An 18,505-nucleotide genomic window follows, 5' to 3' on the forward strand; every position below is an offset into this window, starting at 1 on the left:
GAGTCGGTTCATGCTCTGGATTAATGGTTCCACTATAATGTACTTACCCAATTCACCGGCTTCTGCTTCACCGGAACAGACGCAACGTTCTCAAGATCATGATATTTCTGTGAACGCTTGCATATTCGACATTGACTCCCCCATCCTCCCTCACCATAATACAAGTATGAGACCTTACAACCGTACAACCACACTGCGCAAATCTGCTGGATTCCCTATGCAAAAACTCGTTGTACTGCCTGATCCACTGCTCGAAGAAGCAGCACGATACCATATTACTTCAGGGCTGTACGTTACGGATATCGGATATTTCCATGAAGCGGAGCATCATTACCGGGATCGGCCTCAAGGATGTGACTCCCATATTCTCATGTATTGCGTACAAGGAACAGGATGGTACGAATTAGATGGCAGCAAACCACAAGTTGTACATGCAGGTGACCTGGTCATCTTGCCTGCATATATGGCACACGTTTACGGGGCTAATGCGGCAGAACCCTGGAGCATCTACTGGATTCATCTGCGCGGCGAACACGCTTCTACCTACATTGAACTGCTCCTGGCCAATAAAATCTCTGCCATCGCTCCTTCCAAAGCCCCCAAATGGCTGGAACTGTTCCATGAATGCTATGATGCACTGGAAACCGGGTACTCCCTGCAAGCCATGATATACGCAACGCAGATTACGGGCTATATGCTCGGTATGCTGGCCTATGGTCAGGGAACAGGTGCCAGCATGATCAGCAGCAAACGAGCGGCAGAACAATCTGTCCAGTATATGCTGGAACACCTGGAGCACGGATTGACGTTAAAGGAGCTCGCCGCACAGGCCCAGTTATCGGCACCCCATTATTCACAACTGTTCAAGCAGGCAACCGGACATTCACCCATAGATTATTTCCTGCGACTCAAAATCCAGCATTCCTGCCGTTATCTTGATTTTACGGACTGGACCGTCAAACAAATCAGCTCTGAGCTGGGGTTCAAGGACCCTTATTATTTCTCACGACTGTTCAGCAAAATGATGGGACGTTCACCCACGGAGTATCGCAACAAATCCAAGGGCTAGCTGTGCAGTTGTGCATTCCCTTGTTATTTGAGACAAAATGAATGATCTGTTGGAAAATTGCAGCAACCTTTTTTAGACAAGGGTCGTCTATAGGGGCAAATAGCTTTTATACAAAGGGACTCCCCTAGAAAAGTGAGGCGATTTCAACATGAAAAAAAATATACTAGCCACTATAACTGCCGGAGCACTGCTCACACTCTCCCTGAGTGCTGGCCCGATTAACGCTGCTCAAGCCCATTTTACTGACCTTCAAGGTATTGCAGGTGCTGACAAAATTGAAGCTCTGCATCAGGATGGATTGATCAAGGGAGTGAACGACAGCTTGTTCAAGCCGGAACAGCAATTAAATACTGCACAAGGAGTGCAGCTGATTACCGATGGTCTCGATCTGAACCTGGATGCGATTCGTTTTATCAAACAACCGCTCCCGAGTGATACCTTCAGCAACGTCAAAGACGGTGTATGGTACAGCGATGCCTTCATTCGTGCCCAGTATAATGGAATTCAGATGCCCAAGGACATCGATCCGGCTGCAGAAATGACACGCGAACAATTCACTCTGTTCCTGATGAAGGGGATCGAAGCCAAAGGCGGCCTGCCGATGATTAACATCAAACCGGTAGAAATTACAGATGAACAGGAGCTTACTCCGGAATATCAGGGTGCGGTTCAACGCTCGCTGGTACTTAAAATCAATACGCTTGATGCGGATGGTAACTTCAATCCGAAGGAAACCATCACTCGCGCTGAAGCTGCAGTTATGATGTACAATGCCATCGAATACATGGAAAGCTTCCATGCTCCGCAAATCCCGGAAACACCTGAGAAATAAGAATTGCATTGAAGAGATGGAAAGGATGGGTAGCTGAGCTACCCAACCCTTCCTGCCTCTTACAGCAAATAGCCGCATGCTCCCTGAGGGGCATGCGGCTATTTTTAATACGAATATATCTTAGAACGAACCTCTAACTACGACATCAGACAATGGGAAACGACCTGCCGGGCGAGCCGGTTGTGCCGCTTTACCTACTGTGATCAGCATGATAGGAATGTAACGAGGAGGAATGTTAAATGTTTCAATCAGTTGTTGCGGGTTGTAACCACCCATTGGGCATGTATCATAGCCAAGGGAACGCGCAGCCAGCATAATGTTTTGCGAAGCCAAAGAAGCATTGCGGATCGCTTCGTCGCGAGCCGTTTGCTGACTTTGATAAGCACCGTTGATTTGACCAACCAACGCGTCGCGAATTTCAGGCTTCAAGTAGCCAGCTTCAACAGCCTGATCATAGATGACCGCATTGCGGTTAGCTTCGAGGTCTCCGAGTACAGCGATTGTAACCGAGCTTTCTGTGATTTGACTTTGACCATAAGCGATCGGCAGCAATTTAGCCTTATCCGCTTCGGATTCAATCACAAGGAATTTCCAGTGCTGCAGGTTCCATGCAGACGGAGCTTCAGAAGCTGCAGTCAGGATGGCAGTGAGATCCTCCTCTGGCATAACATAACCGGCTTCATATTTCTTGACTGAATGACGTTCGTTAATGACGCGCAGTGTTTCATTGTTTTCAATGCTGGACATTCATTCCACTCCCCAAAAGTTGTTTTTATTATATCTTATCATTTCTGTTGTTTCATTTATGTTCGCAAGGCCATATCAAGTGATCTCTACGAGATACCCACCTTCCGAATATAACATCAGCGCAGACGATCGCACCCATCTGTGTTCACGTTATGCCCGGAATCACCTGAAACATCCATGAATCTCATTTCACCGGGACAACGTCCATGCCAATTAACCGTTCGACGACAATTCATTCTTGGACGAAGAGCATGCTTCCCCATTTCCGATACGATGCTTCACATCCTCAATCGATATACTGTCGAAATAGGAAGTCAGCGCTTCCTCACCGCCATCATAGATGCTCCCCATGACATCCTGCATATTAGAGGAGACGATGCAATTGGAACCGGACTCTCCGGAACACCAATTGGGCCCAAGTGAGCCGCCGGCAACCAGACGGTACAGCTCTCCAAGCTTGATCTCCTCGCTCGGACGACTGAGCAGGTATCCGCCGTGAGCACCTTCCTTGGTGGTCAGATAACCATTCTTCCGCAGCACACTAAGAACCTTGCGTACTCTCGCCGGGTGCGTACCGACGCTATGGGACAGGTCTTCACTGTTCGCCATGCACTCATCCTTCATGGACAGAAAAACCAGACAATGGACGGCAATGGTAAATTCACTGTTCATCACTTACTCCCTTCCCGGCAGCAATCACCGATGTGCTTCAACACAAGGTAAGTTCAACTGTTATTATAGGAATAACAGTTATGTTTGTCAACTTCTGCTCCCCCGTTCAACCAGGCCCAGGATTCCCTATAATAGCAGCATTTATCGTCCTCAAACAGAACAAGGTCATTTTACGAAAGTAACCGTGATTCTATACAAAATGAACAAAAAAGTGAGCCAATCGCATCGCGAATGGCTCCAAAAAGATAGACATATGAAAGGGCTTACGTCATCATTATAATCGGTATTTCTCAATTTGAAAACGCTTTTTTTGTAAAGAGAAGATTTTCCTCGATTTTTTTTATTTTATAAGACATCTTGCAAAAACTAATGCCATTAGTTATATTACTAATACCATTAGTTTTAGGAGGCCAATTGAATGAGATTAACTCGTGAACATGACGTTATCCAGATTTCCTTTCTCCCCCGTCTTTTCCCTGTGAACGTCTATCTTGTGGAAGAAGAAGATGGTGTAACCGTCATTGATGCGGGGATGCCATTTAGTCTGAAGGGGATTCTTGCTGCCGCCGAGTCCCTTGGTAAACCGATCACCCGGATTATTCTGACCCATGCCCATGGCGACCACGTTGGTGCGCTGGATGGCCTCAAGGAGGCAGTTCCTTCAGCAGAAGTCTCCATCTCCAGCCGGGATGCCAGGCTGCTGGCAGGAGATGCTGCCTTGCTTCCGGGAGAACCCCAGACCCCGGTACGCGGCAGTGTGCCGAAGGGCATCCGCACCCGCCCGGACCGGCTGCTGGAAGACGGCGATCGCATTGGTTCCCTGATCGCCATTGCTTCTCCAGGCCATACGCCAGGGCATATGGCCTTCATGGATACGCGCAGCCGCGTGCTCATTGCCGGCGACGCGTATCAGCTGCATGGCGGCCTCGCCGTCTCCGGCCGCGTGCGCCCGCTCTTCCCGTTCCCCGCGCTGGCGACGTGGAACCGGGAACTGGCTCTGTCCAGCGCGAAGCACCTGGCCGAGCTGGAACCGTCCGTGCTGGCGGTAGGCCACGGACGGATGCTGCACCAGCCAGCGGCCGCCATGCGTGCGGCTGCGGCTGATGCGGAGCAGCGGCTGCGCCCTGCCGGGGGGCACCTGTGAGCCCGCGGCAGGGGCTGGATCGCGGCACACTGCTAAGTGCCGCGGCCCAGCTTGCCGACAGCGACGGCTTCCAGGCGCTGACGCTGGCCGCATTGGCCCAGCGGCTGGACGTGCGCTCCCCGTCGCTGTACAACCACATCAGCGGGCTTCCCGGGCTTCGCCAGGAACTGGCGCTGATGTCTGTACTGCAGCTCAGCCAGGCACTTGCCACGGCTGCCGCTGAACGCACGGGCGACGAGGCCATTCAGGCCATCGCCGCAGCCTATATCGGCTTTGTCCGCCAGCATCCAGGGCTGTACGAAGCCTCGTTCCACGCTCCGAATATCCATGAACCGGAGCTTGCTGCAGCCAGTGCAGCTACGCTGGACATTCTGCTGCATGCATTGCAGCCCTACCCGCTCACCGAAGCCGAAGCGCTGCATGCGGTGCGCGGGTTAAGGAGCCTGTGCCATGGCTTCGCATCCATTGAAGCCCAAGGCGGGTTCAACATGGATTTCGATTCCAATGAGAGCCTGCACCTGACCGTCCAGGCCTTCCTTAACGGGCTACAGCATTTGCATCAGGACTGACTACTCCACACCGTAAATATCAGAAAAGGGATGCAGCACTACACTGCATCCCTTTCTACCTTCGGCCGTTTCTCTCCGGAAGGTCTTTCTCTATGGCCACACATGCTCTTCGGCTTCAACTTCCTTCAGAATCTGTTTCATGACAGGCACGTATACCTTCCAGTAAAACATATCCGGTATTTCTCTTTGATTCGGTGTAAGCCACTCTTTAATAACATCCCATCCCTTGATCCTGCGCCAGAATGAGTAATGCTCCATCTCTCCGAATGAACCTGTCATATAATACGACTGATAATCTCCATCATTACGAAGGATGGCCGGAAAATCACCCGGAATACCGGCATTAATCAGCTTCTGCCGTCCTTCTTGAGTCAGGCTCGTTTTATATCTTGCGAGTATCGATTCTGGCGAATCCGGCACGACAACATCGAACCAGCTGGTATATTGGAACTCCTGCTGAATGCCGCTCCACTGTCTGCCTTTCTCCGTAAAAGATAGCTTGATCTCTGCTGTCTGGACATCCTTGCCGCCACGCAGCACGATGATCCGGCCATCTTCATGCACCAGGAGAATGCCCTTTCCGGAGTACGGCCAATCCTGCCCAGCAATACGCTCATAATCTATACGTACCTGCTCAGGCACTTGAACTCGGCTCTGCAGATTGGATATGTATTTCCCCCGCCACCCGCTGCTCTTCAAGCCCAAAATGGGATGAAGCTGCTCCCTGACGTTATCCGATGTCCATAAGGATTGTGTATTATACTCTGCAACGACGGCGACCCCTCTGCTGGCTGCTTCGCGAATTTTAAGGGCATCATAAACTGTTAACCCTGCGTCCTCCTCGACTTTCTTCGTTCTGAGACTAACAGGAGATGCAGCGTTTGTTTTCGATGAAGCCAAATAGATCAGATCCGTTTCAGTGACTTCGTCCGGAAGTTTTTTCGTTATTGGAGAAGCATGCATTAGGAGGTTAACCTCCTCCTCATTTTCGTCATAAACGTATCGTTCTCCGGTCTTCTGTACAATCTTCTGTTGATTCAACAGCCAAACCAGGCCCTTATATCCTGGAGAAGGTGCATTAGCCGTTTTGTCTATAATCATGATGTTCAGCAGCACTGGCGCTTGAGATTGCCACCAGATCCAGGGGACAACCAGACCGACCGATATCACTGTCAGACAAGCCAGCAACCATAAGGTTAGCGGCCTGTGGTTTCTTTTCATGCTGTGTCTTCCTCCCAGGGTGTCTTGCTTGCTCTCTTTGTGCATCGATATCGTGCTTGATTACCTTATTTGCCCTTACTCGCATAAATGCACCTGCAATGGGTAAAATAATACAAATTTTCAATACCAAACTGTGTTAATCTCGTTATACCGTATTCGAACAAATGATGCACTAAGCATTCTATCGGCTTTCTTGGTTTGTGATATAATAGAATCTATATATAGAAACATTAAATTCTATGATTTGTTTGATGATCCGGATGTACGGAACATATATTATTCCAGAAAGAGGGATATTTTCGTGGCTCAAATCAGTCCGTCTTACCTTCAGATCGGTGCAACCCTGGGTATGCTCATCATGGCATTGCTTGCCATTTTCATTCGGTTGAAAGCCAGTCACAGACCGGTGACCATACGCAAAATTCTGATTCCCCCACTGGGCATGAGTACCGGATTTTTTATGTTTGTTGTACCAGAGACACATTTTCCGTTATGGTGGGCATTGATTGCATTTTTGGTTGGCTGGTTCATCTTCTCGTATCCTCTCATTCGCAGTACCCGGTTTGAAAAGGTAAACGAGGAGATATTCGCGACCCGTTCCCGCAGCTTTGCCTTCATTCTGCTTGGTTTGCTGGCGGTACGTCTGATCCTGCATGAAGTTATTCAGCAGTACGTTACCATTCCGCAAACAGGTGGATTGTTCTTCCTTCTGGCCTTCGGCATGATCGTGCGCTGGCGAGTATATATGTATAAACACTACAAAGAAGTCGTCGCTGCATCGGCTTGAGCTTAAGCGACGAAGTCAAAATAAAAGACACGTTCTCGGCATATAGGAATGCGGAACGTGTCTTTTTTCTGCTTATCTCGCCTTGCTTCCATGGCACATAGGGTAGTGCATGATCTTTACTCGGGGTCTGCAACTTTCACCAGCTGTTTACCCAGGTTATCTCCCGAGAACAGTCCCATAAAGGCTTCCGGTGTCTGATCAAACCCCTCCACAATGTTCTCCTCATATTGAATGAGGCCTTCCTTCATCCATTTTGCCAACTTGACGCGCCCTTCCTTGAAGGACTTGGCATAGTCCCCGAGTAGAAAACCTTTCATCAGCGCGGTATTCGTCAAAAGCAATGTCTGTGGTCTCATACCGATGTCCGGCTTCTCCAAATTGTAGGACGAAATCTGTCCACACAGCGGAATACGCGCATTTCGATTGATATGTCTGAGCACGGCATCCGAGATGTCTCCGCCAACATTATCGAAATAGACATCCACGCCGTCTGGACATACCCGTTCAATCGCTGCGGACATGTCACTCTCCCGCTTGTAGTTGAGGACTACATCGAACCCGAGCTTTTCTTTCAGATAGGCACATTTTTCGTCAGAACCTGCGATTCCAACCACTCTTGCTCCGACAATCTTGCCGATCTGACCGGCAATCATACCAACGGCTCCCGCTGCGCCGGATACCACCACCGTTTCGCCATCCTTCGGTTTGCCGATATCCTCCATGCCAAAATAAGCCGTCAGGCCCGTCAGGCCAAGGGCACCAAGATAGGCTGTAAGCGGCGCTTCCTCCGTATCAATCAGCGAGAGATCTCCCGTGTTGACAGCCGCATACCGCTGCCAGCCCCACATGCCGGAGACGAAGTCACCTTTGCGCAGATTGGGTTCTGACGAGTCCACCACTTGTCCAATTGCTCCACCTTTGATCACTTCATTCAGCGCATACGGAGGTGCATAAGACTTCGTATCCTTCATACGGCCCCGCATATAAGGGTCAACCGACAAATATAATGTACGCACCAGAACCTGTCCTGCTTCCGGTTCAGGGAGCGGAGTATGAATGAATTTGAAATTATCCCTGGATGGTGCACCTTCCGGACGGGATGCTAGTACGATCTGTTCATTTTGAGACAACTTCATGACCTCCTTGTTGCCAGTGGCCTGCGCATAGCCCTTATCATCGTATATGTTATACCACCAGCACAATATGTTATCTTTTCGAGCATTTGGATATAGCTGTTCTGGAAGCCATCGCTAGCAATTCAGAATCCCCACGATGCTCTCCGTAGCCCATATGCCAAATACTGACTCTTAATAGTTTAAACCGAAACAGGCGGATCACAAACGTGGGCCGCCTTGAAAACATCAAATATCATTCTATTGCCATAATTGATTCACTATTCCTGCGCTGTCAAAATTACAGGACCATCTGCTGTGATGGCGATGGTGTGCTCGTATTGAGCGGACAGGCTTCCGTCCTGCGTACGGGCTGTCCAGCCATCCGCATCCAGCTTGCTGCGGTACGTTCCGATGTTCAACATGGGCTCTATGGTAATGACCATGCCTTCTTTGAGGCGGGGACCACGATGCGGTGGACCATAGTGAGGCACTTGCGGTTCTTCATGCATTTTCTCGCCGATGCCATGACCGATAAACTCACGTACGACAGACAAGCCCTCCCCTTCAGCATACGTCTGAATAGCATGGGAAATATCACCGATCCGGTTGCCAACTACGGCAAGCTCAATGCCTTTGTAGAGGGACGTTTTGGTGACATCCAGCAGATGCTGGGCTTCCGGTGTCACTTGCCCCACTGCATAAGACCACGCGGAATCGGCCAGCCAGCCATTCAGATTAACGACCATGTCAATCGTAACGATATCGCCGTCTTGCAGTACGTATTTTCCCGGAAAGCCATGACAAATCACGTCATTTACAGACGCGCATGTCGCATATTGGTACCCGTTGTACCCTTTTTGCTCCGGTGTTGCGCCATTTTTCTTCATAAAAGCTTCTGCGAACTGGTCAATCTCCTGGGTGGTGATCCCTGGACGAATCATTTTCGCAATTTCTTTATGGCACGCGGCGAGAATTTCGCCTGCCTTTTTCATATTTTGTATCTGCTCTTTGGTTTTTAACGTAATCATTCCAACTTCTCCTGTCCGTTATGATCTTATCCTGTCTTCTATTGTAACGCGAAACGCACAAAATAAAAAATTCGTACAATCGGTAAAGCTCCAACATCCTATTATACGCCAACCTCGTGAGCAATGAATACCACATTCCATAAAAAACTCGAAACCCTCCTCACCAAAGAGACGTATATGCTTAAAACGGTTGAAGAAGAAAGGATGATTATCCATGTTCAAAAAAATTATTGGTAAACTCATTGATTCCAAATCTTCATCTCACCGAAGGCGCTATAGCTCCTCGGACAGACGCTCCTATAAACGCCACAGCAGCTCCTCAGGCAAACGAAGCTATAAACGATATTCATCGTCCGATATGAAATACAGGGATAACCGCCATGGTTCCGGTTATTACAAAAGCAGAAAATACAGCTCCAGTTAATATGGTGCTGCAATGATGATATATGCCAATAGGGGATGTTCAGACAGCCGTATCTCACGGCAGCAGAACATCCCCTATTGGCGTTTCCGGTTCACTTTTAATAAGAATCCAGCAAGTGTTCTATCTCGGCCTGTAATTCAGGCGCTCCTTCTGTGTATCCCGGGCGAAGCCCCAGCAGTCTCTCCAGCATGTGGTGCAAACCAGGCGTAAGGTTCAGCTCTTCCTGCCAGCTTGCAGGTGCCTTGCCCTTCTCAGGCTCATATGCCGAATACAGCATAAACAGAAGAAAGTGTCCCAGATCCTGCAGATCCTGATCAGGTACAGCCGGCTCATCCTCCGGCGTGGGCAGTTCCCGCATTCTTCGCTTCAGCTCAGGCAACAACGGCTCCCCCATACGCCGTGCCAGACCGAAGTCAATCAAATGTACGCGCTCATCACGCAAAATAACGTTGGGTATGCGCACATCCCCATGGATATATCCCCGCTCGTGAACGTGGGCCACAGGCTCCAGCAGTTGGAGAGCCAGTGCCAAGCATTCCTGCTCTGTATATTTACGGCCCTGTTCAAATATACACTGTTCCAATGTCTCTCCCCGGATATACTCTGTGGAAATGTAGCTTCTCCTCTTATATATGAATGCATGCAGCAGCTTCGGGATGGCCGGGTGATCCATCCGGCTCATCACGTCCGCTTCCCGTTCCAGCAGCCGGGCAGAAAGTCTGCCTTTGCTGGGCTTCGATTCCTTTAACGCCACTTCCTCGCCATTCAGTTCGTCGATACACAAATAGGTGAGTCCATAACTCCCCATACCAAGCAGCTCCTGAATTCGGTAACGTCCCGAAATCAGAGAACCTTCCCGCCGAGGACGGTCTGTCCACAGACCCACAAATCTTTGCCAGCTTCGTTGCAGCTCCACTTGTCCTCCCACACCGGCGACTTCTGAACTTCACGCGACCCTTCACAGGCACATTCGAGCAGTCGTAACAGCCAGTTTTCTTGTTGTACTATGGAGCTATTATATCAGGCTGTCTGCACGAAATCACGGCAACCCCTCTGCCGTCACGCTTCCTTGTGTTTCTTGGGCAGCAAGCCAAAGAGCATACGCAGCGAAGTCCCTTTCGGCTTGCGTTTACGGCCCTGGAAGCTGCGCAGATTGGTGACCAGTTCACGATCCCGTTCTTCTTCCAGCTTCTCATTCATCCATAGACGCTGCTTCTCCATCTGATCCTGGAGAGCCGTATGCGTATCAGCAAGCTGTTTCAGCGTTAACTCCAGTTCATCCACCCGCTGCTGGAGCATTTGCACACGATCATCCTGTGGCTCGATCATCCCGAAGGTCACTTCATTCACAAGCTGACCCAGACCTTCATAGGATCGAAGATGGCCAGTCGGCTCCGTTTCTTCAGGGAATACGGCAGGCAGCACGGCTGCTGCACATTCCTTCTCAGAAGTCATCTCTACCGTGCTCTCTGGCACGTTCGGAGACAGGACCGTCACCACGGCATCTGCAAGCGGCAGGTTATGTTCCCTCAGTTCCGTCATTAATCGTTCAATGCACTGAATATCGTCCGATCTGAACAATCTGGACTTGTTGGCGGAACGCTCGAATCGATATCCTTGTTCCTCAAGTGCTGCCGCATATTTACGAAGAGTACTGGCTCCTATGCCCAGGCTCTTGGCCGTTTCCGTCGTTGCTCCTGCTTCTTCAATCATCATTATTCCCTCCCGGAATGAAGTCTTTTGAATTCGAAATGGTGGCTTCAGCGTTCCCTTCTGGAACTGTCATCGGATCGGGCAACCTGTCTCATGAACAAATGGCTTTTGTTTAGCTTGCCATAGGTATTCGTCAACGTCCGGCTCGATCCCTTTGGCGGTTTTGTTCTGTTTCTAGGGATTCATAAGAACTTTTGTCACGTCTGTTATTCGTAAAAATCTCTCTTATTCCGACATGGAAGAGGAATCCTGTCACGTCGAATTATGCCGGTGCAGACGCCGTCGGTTTATGAAAACAGGATATTCATGTCAATTTTGTTAACTCCACTACTCCAATACGCTCCCGCGACAGAGGATATCATTGCTGCACTGCTTTTCCATGTGTTATCTTATGTAACGTAGAAACGGATTCCGGCATAAATTATAGGACTATACTTAACATATGGCTTGAAGTCAGGACAATTACATGATCAGGATATGGGGGTTGAACGACAGTGTTAGGCAAATCAGGTAAAGTAGCGGTGATCGGGGCGGGTCTTGTAGGCTCAAGTTGTGCATATTCCATGATCAATCAGTCGATATGCAGGGAAATCATGATGGTGGATCGGACGTATGACCGTGCTGTTGCGCAGGCGCTGGATTTTTCGCATTGTATGGATTTTACACATAATCGTACCAAAGTATATGCCGGGACATATGCAGATTGCGGAAACATGGATGTCATTGTCCTGACTGCAGGAGCCAATCCAAAAGCAGGCCAGACACGCCTGGATATACTGGAGGAGGCCGAATCGATTGCCAAAGACATCGTACTCCCCATCATGAATAGCGGATTCAACGGCATCTTTGTCGTCGCAGCCAATCCGGTTGACATAGTAACTTATATGGTATGGAAGTTATCCGGTCTTCCGCGTGAGCATGTCATTGGCACAGGGACCTCCATTGATTCCTCCCGTCTCAAAACGCTGCTATCTGAAGTGTTTTCCATCGATCCGCGCAGCGTGCACGGATATGCTCTTGGGGAGCACGGGGAGTCCCAGTTCGTAGCCTGGTCCCATGTGACCATTGGAGGCAAACCGATCATGCACATTATGGAGCAGCATAAGGAACGCTTCAAACACCTGGATCTCGACGACATTGCCCGCAAAACCAAAGACGCTGGATGGGAAATCTTCACACGCAAAGGTTCCACGCAATTCGGTATCGGCAATGCACTGGCTCATATCACTCGCTCCATCCTTAATGATGAACACAAAATCATTGCCGTCTCAGCCATTCTGGAGGGGGAGTATGGTCAAAGCGGCGTCTGTGCAGGTGTTCCAGCCATTATTGGAGGAAACGGAATTCAGGAAATTATTGAACTGAATCTGGATGCTTCCGAGCGCGAGAAATTCGAGCGTTCCTGTGAGATATTATCAGGCAACATTAATCGCCTGACCTTGGCGTAATTGTAATCGTTTCGTCAGTCTTACAGACTCATTCCAAAATGAAAAAGCATGAACAATCAAACAGGCCAGCGACCTCCTGCTAGGAGAAATCGCTGACCTGTTTGGATTAACATCTCAGGGTTATATTTAATTCGGTGCCAGCTGAGGCTGATCTGTCGGCCCCCATTGCTGAAGCACGCGCTTCAGTTCACTGAGCATCACCGGTTTACTGATGAAATCACGCATACCCATCTCGAGACAGGCTTCCTTGTCTTCCCGTTTGGCATTACCTGTTACGGCAATAATCGCCGGAATACGATCCTGTGGAATCAGACGGTGTACCAGATCAGTTGCCTTGAGCCCGTCCATGACCGGCATGTGAATATCCATCAACACAATATCATACGAATTCTGCGAGATGGCCTCAATGGCTTCAACTCCGTTGGTACATACATCTGTTTCATAGCCAAGCTTTTCCAGATACTCGGTCAAAATCTTCCGGTTCACCGGGTGATCCTCGGCTACCAGGATACGCATAGCCACCTTATCACCTTGACGTGTGCGATCATGACTGTATTGACGTGCTGTGTCTTCTGACGCGTAATCTACACTCGTTGCAGGTACTGCAAAACGGAACGTTGAACCTTTCCCGTCCTCACTCTCCACGCTAATACTACCACCCATAATCTCCACAAGCCGCTTCGAGATGACAAGACCGAGTCCTGTACCTCCATACTTGCGATTAATGACCGGGTGCAGCTGGGAGAAGGATTGGAACAACTGATCCAGCTTGTCCGCAGGAATGCCAATCCCGGTATCTTTCACTGCAAAATCAAGCACGCTATCTTCTGGCCTTCTGCCCTTAACAATATCCACATTGACATCAATGCTGCCCTTGTCCGTAAATTTCAGTGCATTACTGACCAGATTGACCAGAATCTGACGGATACGCATGGCATCCCCAACCATGAATTCCGGAATGGTTGGATTCAGGCGATACCTGATCTGCAGCTGTTTCTCGTCTGCCCGGAGTTTAAACAGCTCCGCCACCTGCTCCAGCATTTTGCGAAGAGAGAACGGTTCGTATGCAAGAGCCATTTTACCGGACTCCAGCTTGCTGAAATCCAGAATATCATTCAGAATATTCAGCAGCGCATCCCCGCTCTCCTGAATAATCTGGGCATATTCCCGCTGCTCTTCCGATAGATCGGTTCCAATCAGCAGTTCGGTCATGCCAACAATTCCGTTCATCGGCGTGCGAATCTCATGGCTCACCATCGACAAAAATTCCGACTTGGCCTGCGCTGCAAGCTCAGCCGTCTCCTTGGCGCGCACAATTTCACGCTCACCGGTTACATCATTGAACACAATGACTACGCCCTGGATCTGTTCCTGATCAATAATCGGCGTAACCTGGTATTCCACCAAGAAGCTGCTGCCGTCCTTGCGCCAGAATACATCTTCCTTGACGGAGCGTCCTTTTCCATCCATCACCGTCATGTGAATTGGACACTCTTCTTTTGGAAAATAACTTCCATCCGCACGGGAATGATGGATAATGTTATGAGCATTATTGCCAATAAATTCTTCCACTTCATAACCAAACATGGAAGCGGCCGCCGGATTCATAAACATGGTGACCCCTTCCGCATCCAGACCATATATGCCTTCTGTAACGGAATTCAGAATCAGTGCATGCTGCTTGCTAAGCTCCTGAATACGCTCCATATATTCCTTGCGTTCAGTAATGTCTGACAATATTCCGTATACTCCAACCAATTCCTGGTCGACGATAATAGGCACATTAATGATGGATGCATCGAACTTCTTGCCCGAGGAATTCACTATGCGAGTTTCATAATGCTGCGGTTTCCCCTGCTTCACCAGCTCAAAGTAGGCTCTGCCGCGCCCTACCTCACATGGATCCAGATTGGACAAAAACGATTGTCCGATGAGTTTGCTGCGGGGAATATTCAGCATTTTGACTAGATTTCGATTCACCGCACTGTACTTGCCTTCGAGATTCAAAGAGTACACCGCAGCCGGATTATGCTCGAACAAGGATTTGTAACGCTGTCGACTCTCTCTCAGGCGTCTGTCTGCATCCTTGTGCTGGGTAATATCCCGGCTTATGCTTACAATCTGGATGCCTTTTCCCTTCTCTCCAGCTACAGGCTTAGCCAAAGTTTCCATCCAGATGTAATGCCCCTTCTTGTGTCGCACGCGCATTTTGCAGCCATTGCCAATCTCGGATAGCTCGAGCGGGTCAGGGAAATCTCCGGGATAACAATAATCCTTGAAGGACTTGCCCGTCACCTCTTCCGGCTGATACCCAAGCAAAGGATACACAGATGGAGATACATAGAGCAGCTCACCATCCAGCGAACTTGTCGTAATGAGGTCTTGAGCATGTTCAGCAAGCACCTGATATTTTTCTTGCGTCTCCTGGAGTCTCCGCTCCACTTCAACAATCTCCGTTATATCTTTGGCAATACCATAGATGCCCACAACCTCTTCTCCTGCTGTAATGGGTACGTAGGTAATCTCGGCTTTTCTTACAGAACCATTCTTATGATAAAACGTGATGTTGTTACTGACTGAACGGCCAGTAATCACCTCACGAATATAGTCCCGCCTCGACTGTTCACTCTCTGGCGGACAGACCTGACTTGGATGAATACGCATCAAATCATCGAGTGTATATCCAGATATACGCTCTACAGATGGATTGGCATCGATATAGTTTCCATGGATGTCCATCACATATATGGCATCCGGGTGATTAAAAAACAGTGATTGGTAAGAACTTCCTTCAGAAATAATCCGCTTCAGGGTTTCCGTTTTATTAATATCCAAGGCTTACCCCTCTTTTCTCAGCCTTTATCTTCTTCTAACAATTCATTAAGGTCATTTAGAGTTTAAAGCCTCTACCCACGAATAACCAAGTAAGGCTGCATAGAAACAGCTTTTTTTATTCTACCAGATTCCAGTCTCACTTTGCTTACAATCTAGTATAAAAATTGCAATATTCCAAATTGAAAAAGTTGGAAGCTTCCCTTCTTTACTTTAAATCAACTTCTAATCGGGGTCCCCATTCCCAAAATTGTGTTTTGAAAATCTGGATATTAGTTACAACGCCTTAGATACATTGTGTATCATTTCCACTATAATCGATACACAAAGAGCGTACCTGCATCAGTACAAACGTACTTCATCCAGTACGAAATAGATCAGGACGTGCCAAAAATCCCCCACGTCCTCACCCGAAATACACACTCGGTTGACGGTCTTGGGGGATCTTGGTCTGATGAAGATCAGTCTTAAACATCACACCATCTTAAATTTCCTTTTTTCTAAAATAGAGAATGCCAATAAGAATAAACAGCACCGCACTTCCTCCGACTACGGTAAGGAGCGTACCAAGCGGTACGTTGTAGGCCCCGAACCCCCCGCCGTCCGTTGGTGTCATCAGCAGCATGGGCTGAGCCCAAGGATAGAATGGGCCGATTTTCGCCGAGTTCACAATCAGTATGTTCGGTACAGTCAAGGCAAAATTCAGAGCAAGGGGTGCTGCGAAGCTGCTCCATATCAGGGAAACCAGCATTTGCAGTCCGGCAAGGGGCAGGCAGGCGAACAAGCCGAGCAGCAATTTGCCGATAATGAACGACCACGGTACAGGTTCGGTAAGGCCCTGAATCCATCCTGCCATCAGAATGGATATCAGCAGCAGCAATTGGGTACAAAGCAGAAGCAATATGACAATCGTCAACTTGCCTGCATAAACGCCTGTTCGCGTGAGAGGCAGCACCAGCATTTGCTTCCACCCCCCACCAGCATGTTCGAAGCGGCAGACAAATGAAGTGAATACCCCCGTCAGGATCGGCATAAGCAGCATACCATGCAAAAAGACCATCGTTCCCATCAGGACTTCCCACTGTCCTGATGGCTCACTGAGAAGCCCAATAAGCAAAGCTAACAATGGACTCAGCAGAATCAGAAGCCATACGGGGGACTTGCCCATTTTCAGCCGTTCAGCGGACAGGATTCGGAAATACGTCGTAGCAAAGTTCATGCTAAGCCACATCCTTCCGGCTGAAATGCATCATTCCAAGCAGCATAATCAGAATACCCGCAGCCAGTCCCATCCCTGCGTACATGAATGGATTCGGTCCATTCCATGCCATCTGTGCCCATGCGAGCGGGAACATTGGTGAGATACTAAGTGCGAACATGCCTGTGATCGCAAGTACAATGCCCAAGGTCACCGGAAGTGCCTGATTTTTGGCAACCATCGTTAGCCACAATTCAATGGATAGTACAGGAAGTGCCCCGGCCAGTGGCAGCAGGCCCAGCTTGAATGCTTGAATCCAGGGAATGTCTCCGGCATTGAAGCCGAACACGAGGCCCAGAATCACGATTCCGGCAGTCAAAAGTAGACAAGAGATCACAAGCAGTATACATGCCAATAAGAACTTCGCCAGATATACTGCTGGTCTCGGAATCGGCATTGCCAGAAGCTGCTTCCATGAACCTTGCTCATGCTCAACATTCGCAATCATGGAGCTCAGGATCGTTGCGCCAAGCATTAAAGCTAACGGTACAAAAACAACCACATTCTCCAGAAGCCCATTCCACAGGTTATCACCATATATTCCTTTTAGATAATCCAGACGGAGTCCAAAGTTCAGAGCCTGCATTAAGGTAAGTCCGATGGGTGCAAGGAAGACAAGAAACCAAATGCCTTTTCCACGAATTTTGAGCCAGTCCGACGATAGTGCACGTCCCGTCATACCATAGCCCCCTCACCAATGACCCGCATGAAGAGGTCTTCGAGAGACTGTCGGTGCTCCTCCACCCGGTAAATGGCGTGATCTTGCTCAACCAATCTGCGCACAAGCAGGGCAATCGCACTGTTATCCATATATGGGAATGTAAGCTCAGACCCTTGACGCTGACCGAATTGCCCTTGTTCTCTTGCCAGCTTCATGGCTTCTTCCGGCTCGGAAACAGTCAATCGGATAGAGCTGCCTGTCTGGCTGTGCAGGTTTGCAATGGTATCCTGAAGCACCATTTTGCCTTCACGAATAATCCCTACGCGGCTAGCCATCTGCTCCACCTCACTGAGCAAGTGACTTGATACCAATACTGTAATGCCATGTTCCAGCGGCATGCGTTTAATTAACTCCCGGATCTCCTGAATGCCAGCTGGATCCAGTCCATTCGTAGGTTCATCCAATATCAACAGTTCCGGCTGACCCAGCAAGGCACTTGCAATCCCGAGTCTCTGCTTCATTCCAAGTGAATATCCTTTAACCGCACGCTTTGCATCCCTCGTCAGATCGACTATGGACAATACTTCAGCAATTCTGGATTTGGGTACATTCAGGATCCGCCGCAATGCCTCTAGATTTTCGACTGCATTCAGATGCCCGTAATAAGACGGATACTCTACGAGCGAACCAACACGGCGCAAAATATCCATGCGATCCTTGCGAATGTCTTTATCGAAGACACGAATGACCCCTTTTGTCGGTTTGATCAAGCCCAGCAGCATGCGAATAGTTGTTGTTTTACCCGCGCCGTTAGGTCCTAGAAAACCGTAGATATCTCCCTTCTTGATATGCAGATCCAATTCGCGAACCGCCGCACGATCCCGATATGTTTTCCATAAATTAGCCGTTTGAATAATGTTATCACTCACTGTTTAATCACCTCGGATATCATCGTAACCGTCCAAGGTTAAAACTAAAGTTGTCC

Annotated in this window: 17 protein-coding genes; 6 read left to right on the forward strand and 11 right to left on the reverse strand. The window is 49.0% G+C overall.

The window, feature by feature from the left end; all coding sequences use genetic code 11:
- The first annotated feature begins 37 nt into the window (after nt 1–37).
- Both CHH60_RS24200 and CHH60_RS24205 read left to right on the forward strand, forming a co-directional pair.
- Nucleotides 38–1,069 (forward strand): AraC family transcriptional regulator, encoded by a 1,032-nt coding sequence (locus CHH60_RS24200; protein ID WP_176476191.1) that lies wholly within the window; start codon nt 38–40, stop codon nt 1,067–1,069.
- Between the two features lie 148 nt (nt 1,070–1,217).
- Nucleotides 1,218–1,901 carry an S-layer homology domain-containing protein gene (locus CHH60_RS24205; RefSeq protein ID WP_095361546.1) on the forward strand — a complete coding sequence of 228 codons (684 nt, stop codon included), beginning with the start codon at nt 1,218–1,220 and terminating at the stop codon, nt 1,899–1,901.
- Between the two features lie 120 nt (nt 1,902–2,021).
- On the opposite strand, the gene CHH60_RS24210 is transcribed toward CHH60_RS24205, so the two are convergent.
- Nucleotides 2,022–2,648, reverse strand: a complete 627-nt coding sequence (locus CHH60_RS24210; RefSeq protein WP_095361547.1) for a nitroreductase family protein — start codon at nt 2,646–2,648, stop codon at nt 2,022–2,024.
- A gap of 213 nt (nt 2,649–2,861) precedes the next feature.
- Entirely contained in the window at nt 2,862–3,320 is a 459-nt protein-coding gene (locus CHH60_RS24215) for an Rrf2 family transcriptional regulator (protein WP_095361548.1), read from the reverse strand.
- A 418-nt stretch (nt 3,321–3,738) separates the two neighbouring features.
- Here CHH60_RS24215 and CHH60_RS24220 point away from each other — a divergent pair, with 418 nt between their 5' ends.
- Together CHH60_RS24220 and CHH60_RS24225 are read left to right on the forward strand one after the other, a co-directional pair.
- On the forward strand, nt 3,739–4,464 hold the full coding sequence (locus CHH60_RS24220) for an MBL fold metallo-hydrolase (RefSeq protein ID WP_095361549.1): 726 nt from the start codon (nt 3,739–3,741) through the stop codon (nt 4,462–4,464).
- A complete protein-coding gene (locus CHH60_RS24225) occupies nt 4,461–5,033 on the forward strand; it encodes a TetR/AcrR family transcriptional regulator (RefSeq protein WP_095361550.1) in 573 nt (190 codons plus the stop codon). The genes CHH60_RS24220 and CHH60_RS24225 overlap by 4 nt, the downstream gene beginning before the upstream one ends.
- 90 nt (nt 5,034–5,123) lie before the next feature.
- On the opposite strand, the gene CHH60_RS24230 is transcribed toward CHH60_RS24225, so the two are convergent.
- A complete protein-coding gene (locus CHH60_RS24230; RefSeq protein ID WP_095361551.1) occupies nt 5,124–6,254 on the reverse strand; it encodes a hypothetical protein in 1,131 nt (376 codons plus the stop codon).
- Nucleotides 6,255–6,555: 301 nt separating this feature from the next.
- On the opposite strand from CHH60_RS24230, the gene CHH60_RS24235 reads away from it, so the two are divergent.
- Entirely contained in the window at nt 6,556–7,041 is a 486-nt protein-coding gene (locus CHH60_RS24235; protein ID WP_176476192.1) for a CcdC family protein, read from the forward strand.
- Nucleotides 7,042–7,157: 116 nt separating this feature from the next.
- On the opposite strand, the gene CHH60_RS24240 is transcribed toward CHH60_RS24235, so the two are convergent.
- The 4 genes from CHH60_RS24240 to CHH60_RS24260 all read right to left on the reverse strand — a co-directional run bounded on the left by CHH60_RS24240 (nt 7,158) and on the right by CHH60_RS24260 (nt 11,321).
- Entirely contained in the window at nt 7,158–8,177 is a 1,020-nt protein-coding gene (locus CHH60_RS24240; RefSeq protein WP_095361552.1) for an NADP-dependent oxidoreductase, read from the reverse strand.
- 257 nt (nt 8,178–8,434) lie between these two features.
- A complete protein-coding gene (map, locus tag CHH60_RS24245; RefSeq protein WP_095291747.1) occupies nt 8,435–9,184 on the reverse strand; it encodes a type I methionyl aminopeptidase in 750 nt (249 codons plus the stop codon).
- Nucleotides 9,185–9,705: 521 nt separating this feature from the next.
- Nucleotides 9,706–10,524, reverse strand: coding sequence for a serine/threonine protein kinase (locus CHH60_RS24255; RefSeq protein WP_255248073.1), 819 nt, complete (start codon nt 10,522–10,524; stop codon nt 9,706–9,708).
- 143 nt (nt 10,525–10,667) lie between these two features.
- Nucleotides 10,668–11,321, reverse strand: a complete 654-nt coding sequence (locus CHH60_RS24260) for a hypothetical protein (protein ID WP_095291744.1) — start codon at nt 11,319–11,321, stop codon at nt 10,668–10,670.
- A 494-nt stretch (nt 11,322–11,815) separates the two neighbouring features.
- Here CHH60_RS24260 and CHH60_RS24265 point away from each other — a divergent pair, with 494 nt between their 5' ends.
- Nucleotides 11,816–12,769: an L-lactate dehydrogenase gene (locus CHH60_RS24265; RefSeq protein ID WP_095361553.1), complete on the forward strand. Its 954-nt coding sequence runs from the start codon at nt 11,816–11,818 to the stop codon at nt 12,767–12,769.
- Nucleotides 12,770–12,895: 126 nt separating this feature from the next.
- Here the strand turns inward: CHH60_RS24265 and CHH60_RS24270 are convergent, their stop codons facing one another.
- The 4 genes from CHH60_RS24270 to CHH60_RS24285 all read right to left on the reverse strand — a co-directional run bounded on the left by CHH60_RS24270 (nt 12,896) and on the right by CHH60_RS24285 (nt 18,449).
- Nucleotides 12,896–15,604 carry a PAS domain-containing hybrid sensor histidine kinase/response regulator gene (locus CHH60_RS24270; RefSeq protein ID WP_095361554.1) on the reverse strand — a complete coding sequence of 903 codons (2,709 nt, stop codon included), beginning with the start codon at nt 15,602–15,604 and terminating at the stop codon, nt 12,896–12,898.
- A 481-nt stretch (nt 15,605–16,085) separates the two neighbouring features.
- On the reverse strand, nt 16,086–16,820 hold the full coding sequence (locus CHH60_RS24275) for an ABC transporter permease (protein WP_095361555.1): 735 nt from the start codon (nt 16,818–16,820) through the stop codon (nt 16,086–16,088).
- Nucleotide 16,821: 1 nt separating this feature from the next.
- Nucleotides 16,822–17,538 carry an ABC transporter permease gene (locus CHH60_RS24280; RefSeq protein ID WP_095361556.1) on the reverse strand — a complete coding sequence of 239 codons (717 nt, stop codon included), beginning with the start codon at nt 17,536–17,538 and terminating at the stop codon, nt 16,822–16,824.
- A complete protein-coding gene (locus tag CHH60_RS24285; protein WP_095291735.1) occupies nt 17,535–18,449 on the reverse strand; it encodes an ABC transporter ATP-binding protein in 915 nt (304 codons plus the stop codon). The genes CHH60_RS24280 and CHH60_RS24285 overlap by 4 nt, the downstream gene beginning before the upstream one ends.
- Nucleotides 18,450–18,505: the final 56 nt, after the last annotated feature.

Origin of the sequence: Paenibacillus sp. 7523-1, from assembly GCF_002276415.1 — a bacterium.
GTDB classification, from domain to species: Bacteria; Bacillota; Bacilli; order Paenibacillales; family Paenibacillaceae; genus Paenibacillus; species Paenibacillus illinoisensis_A.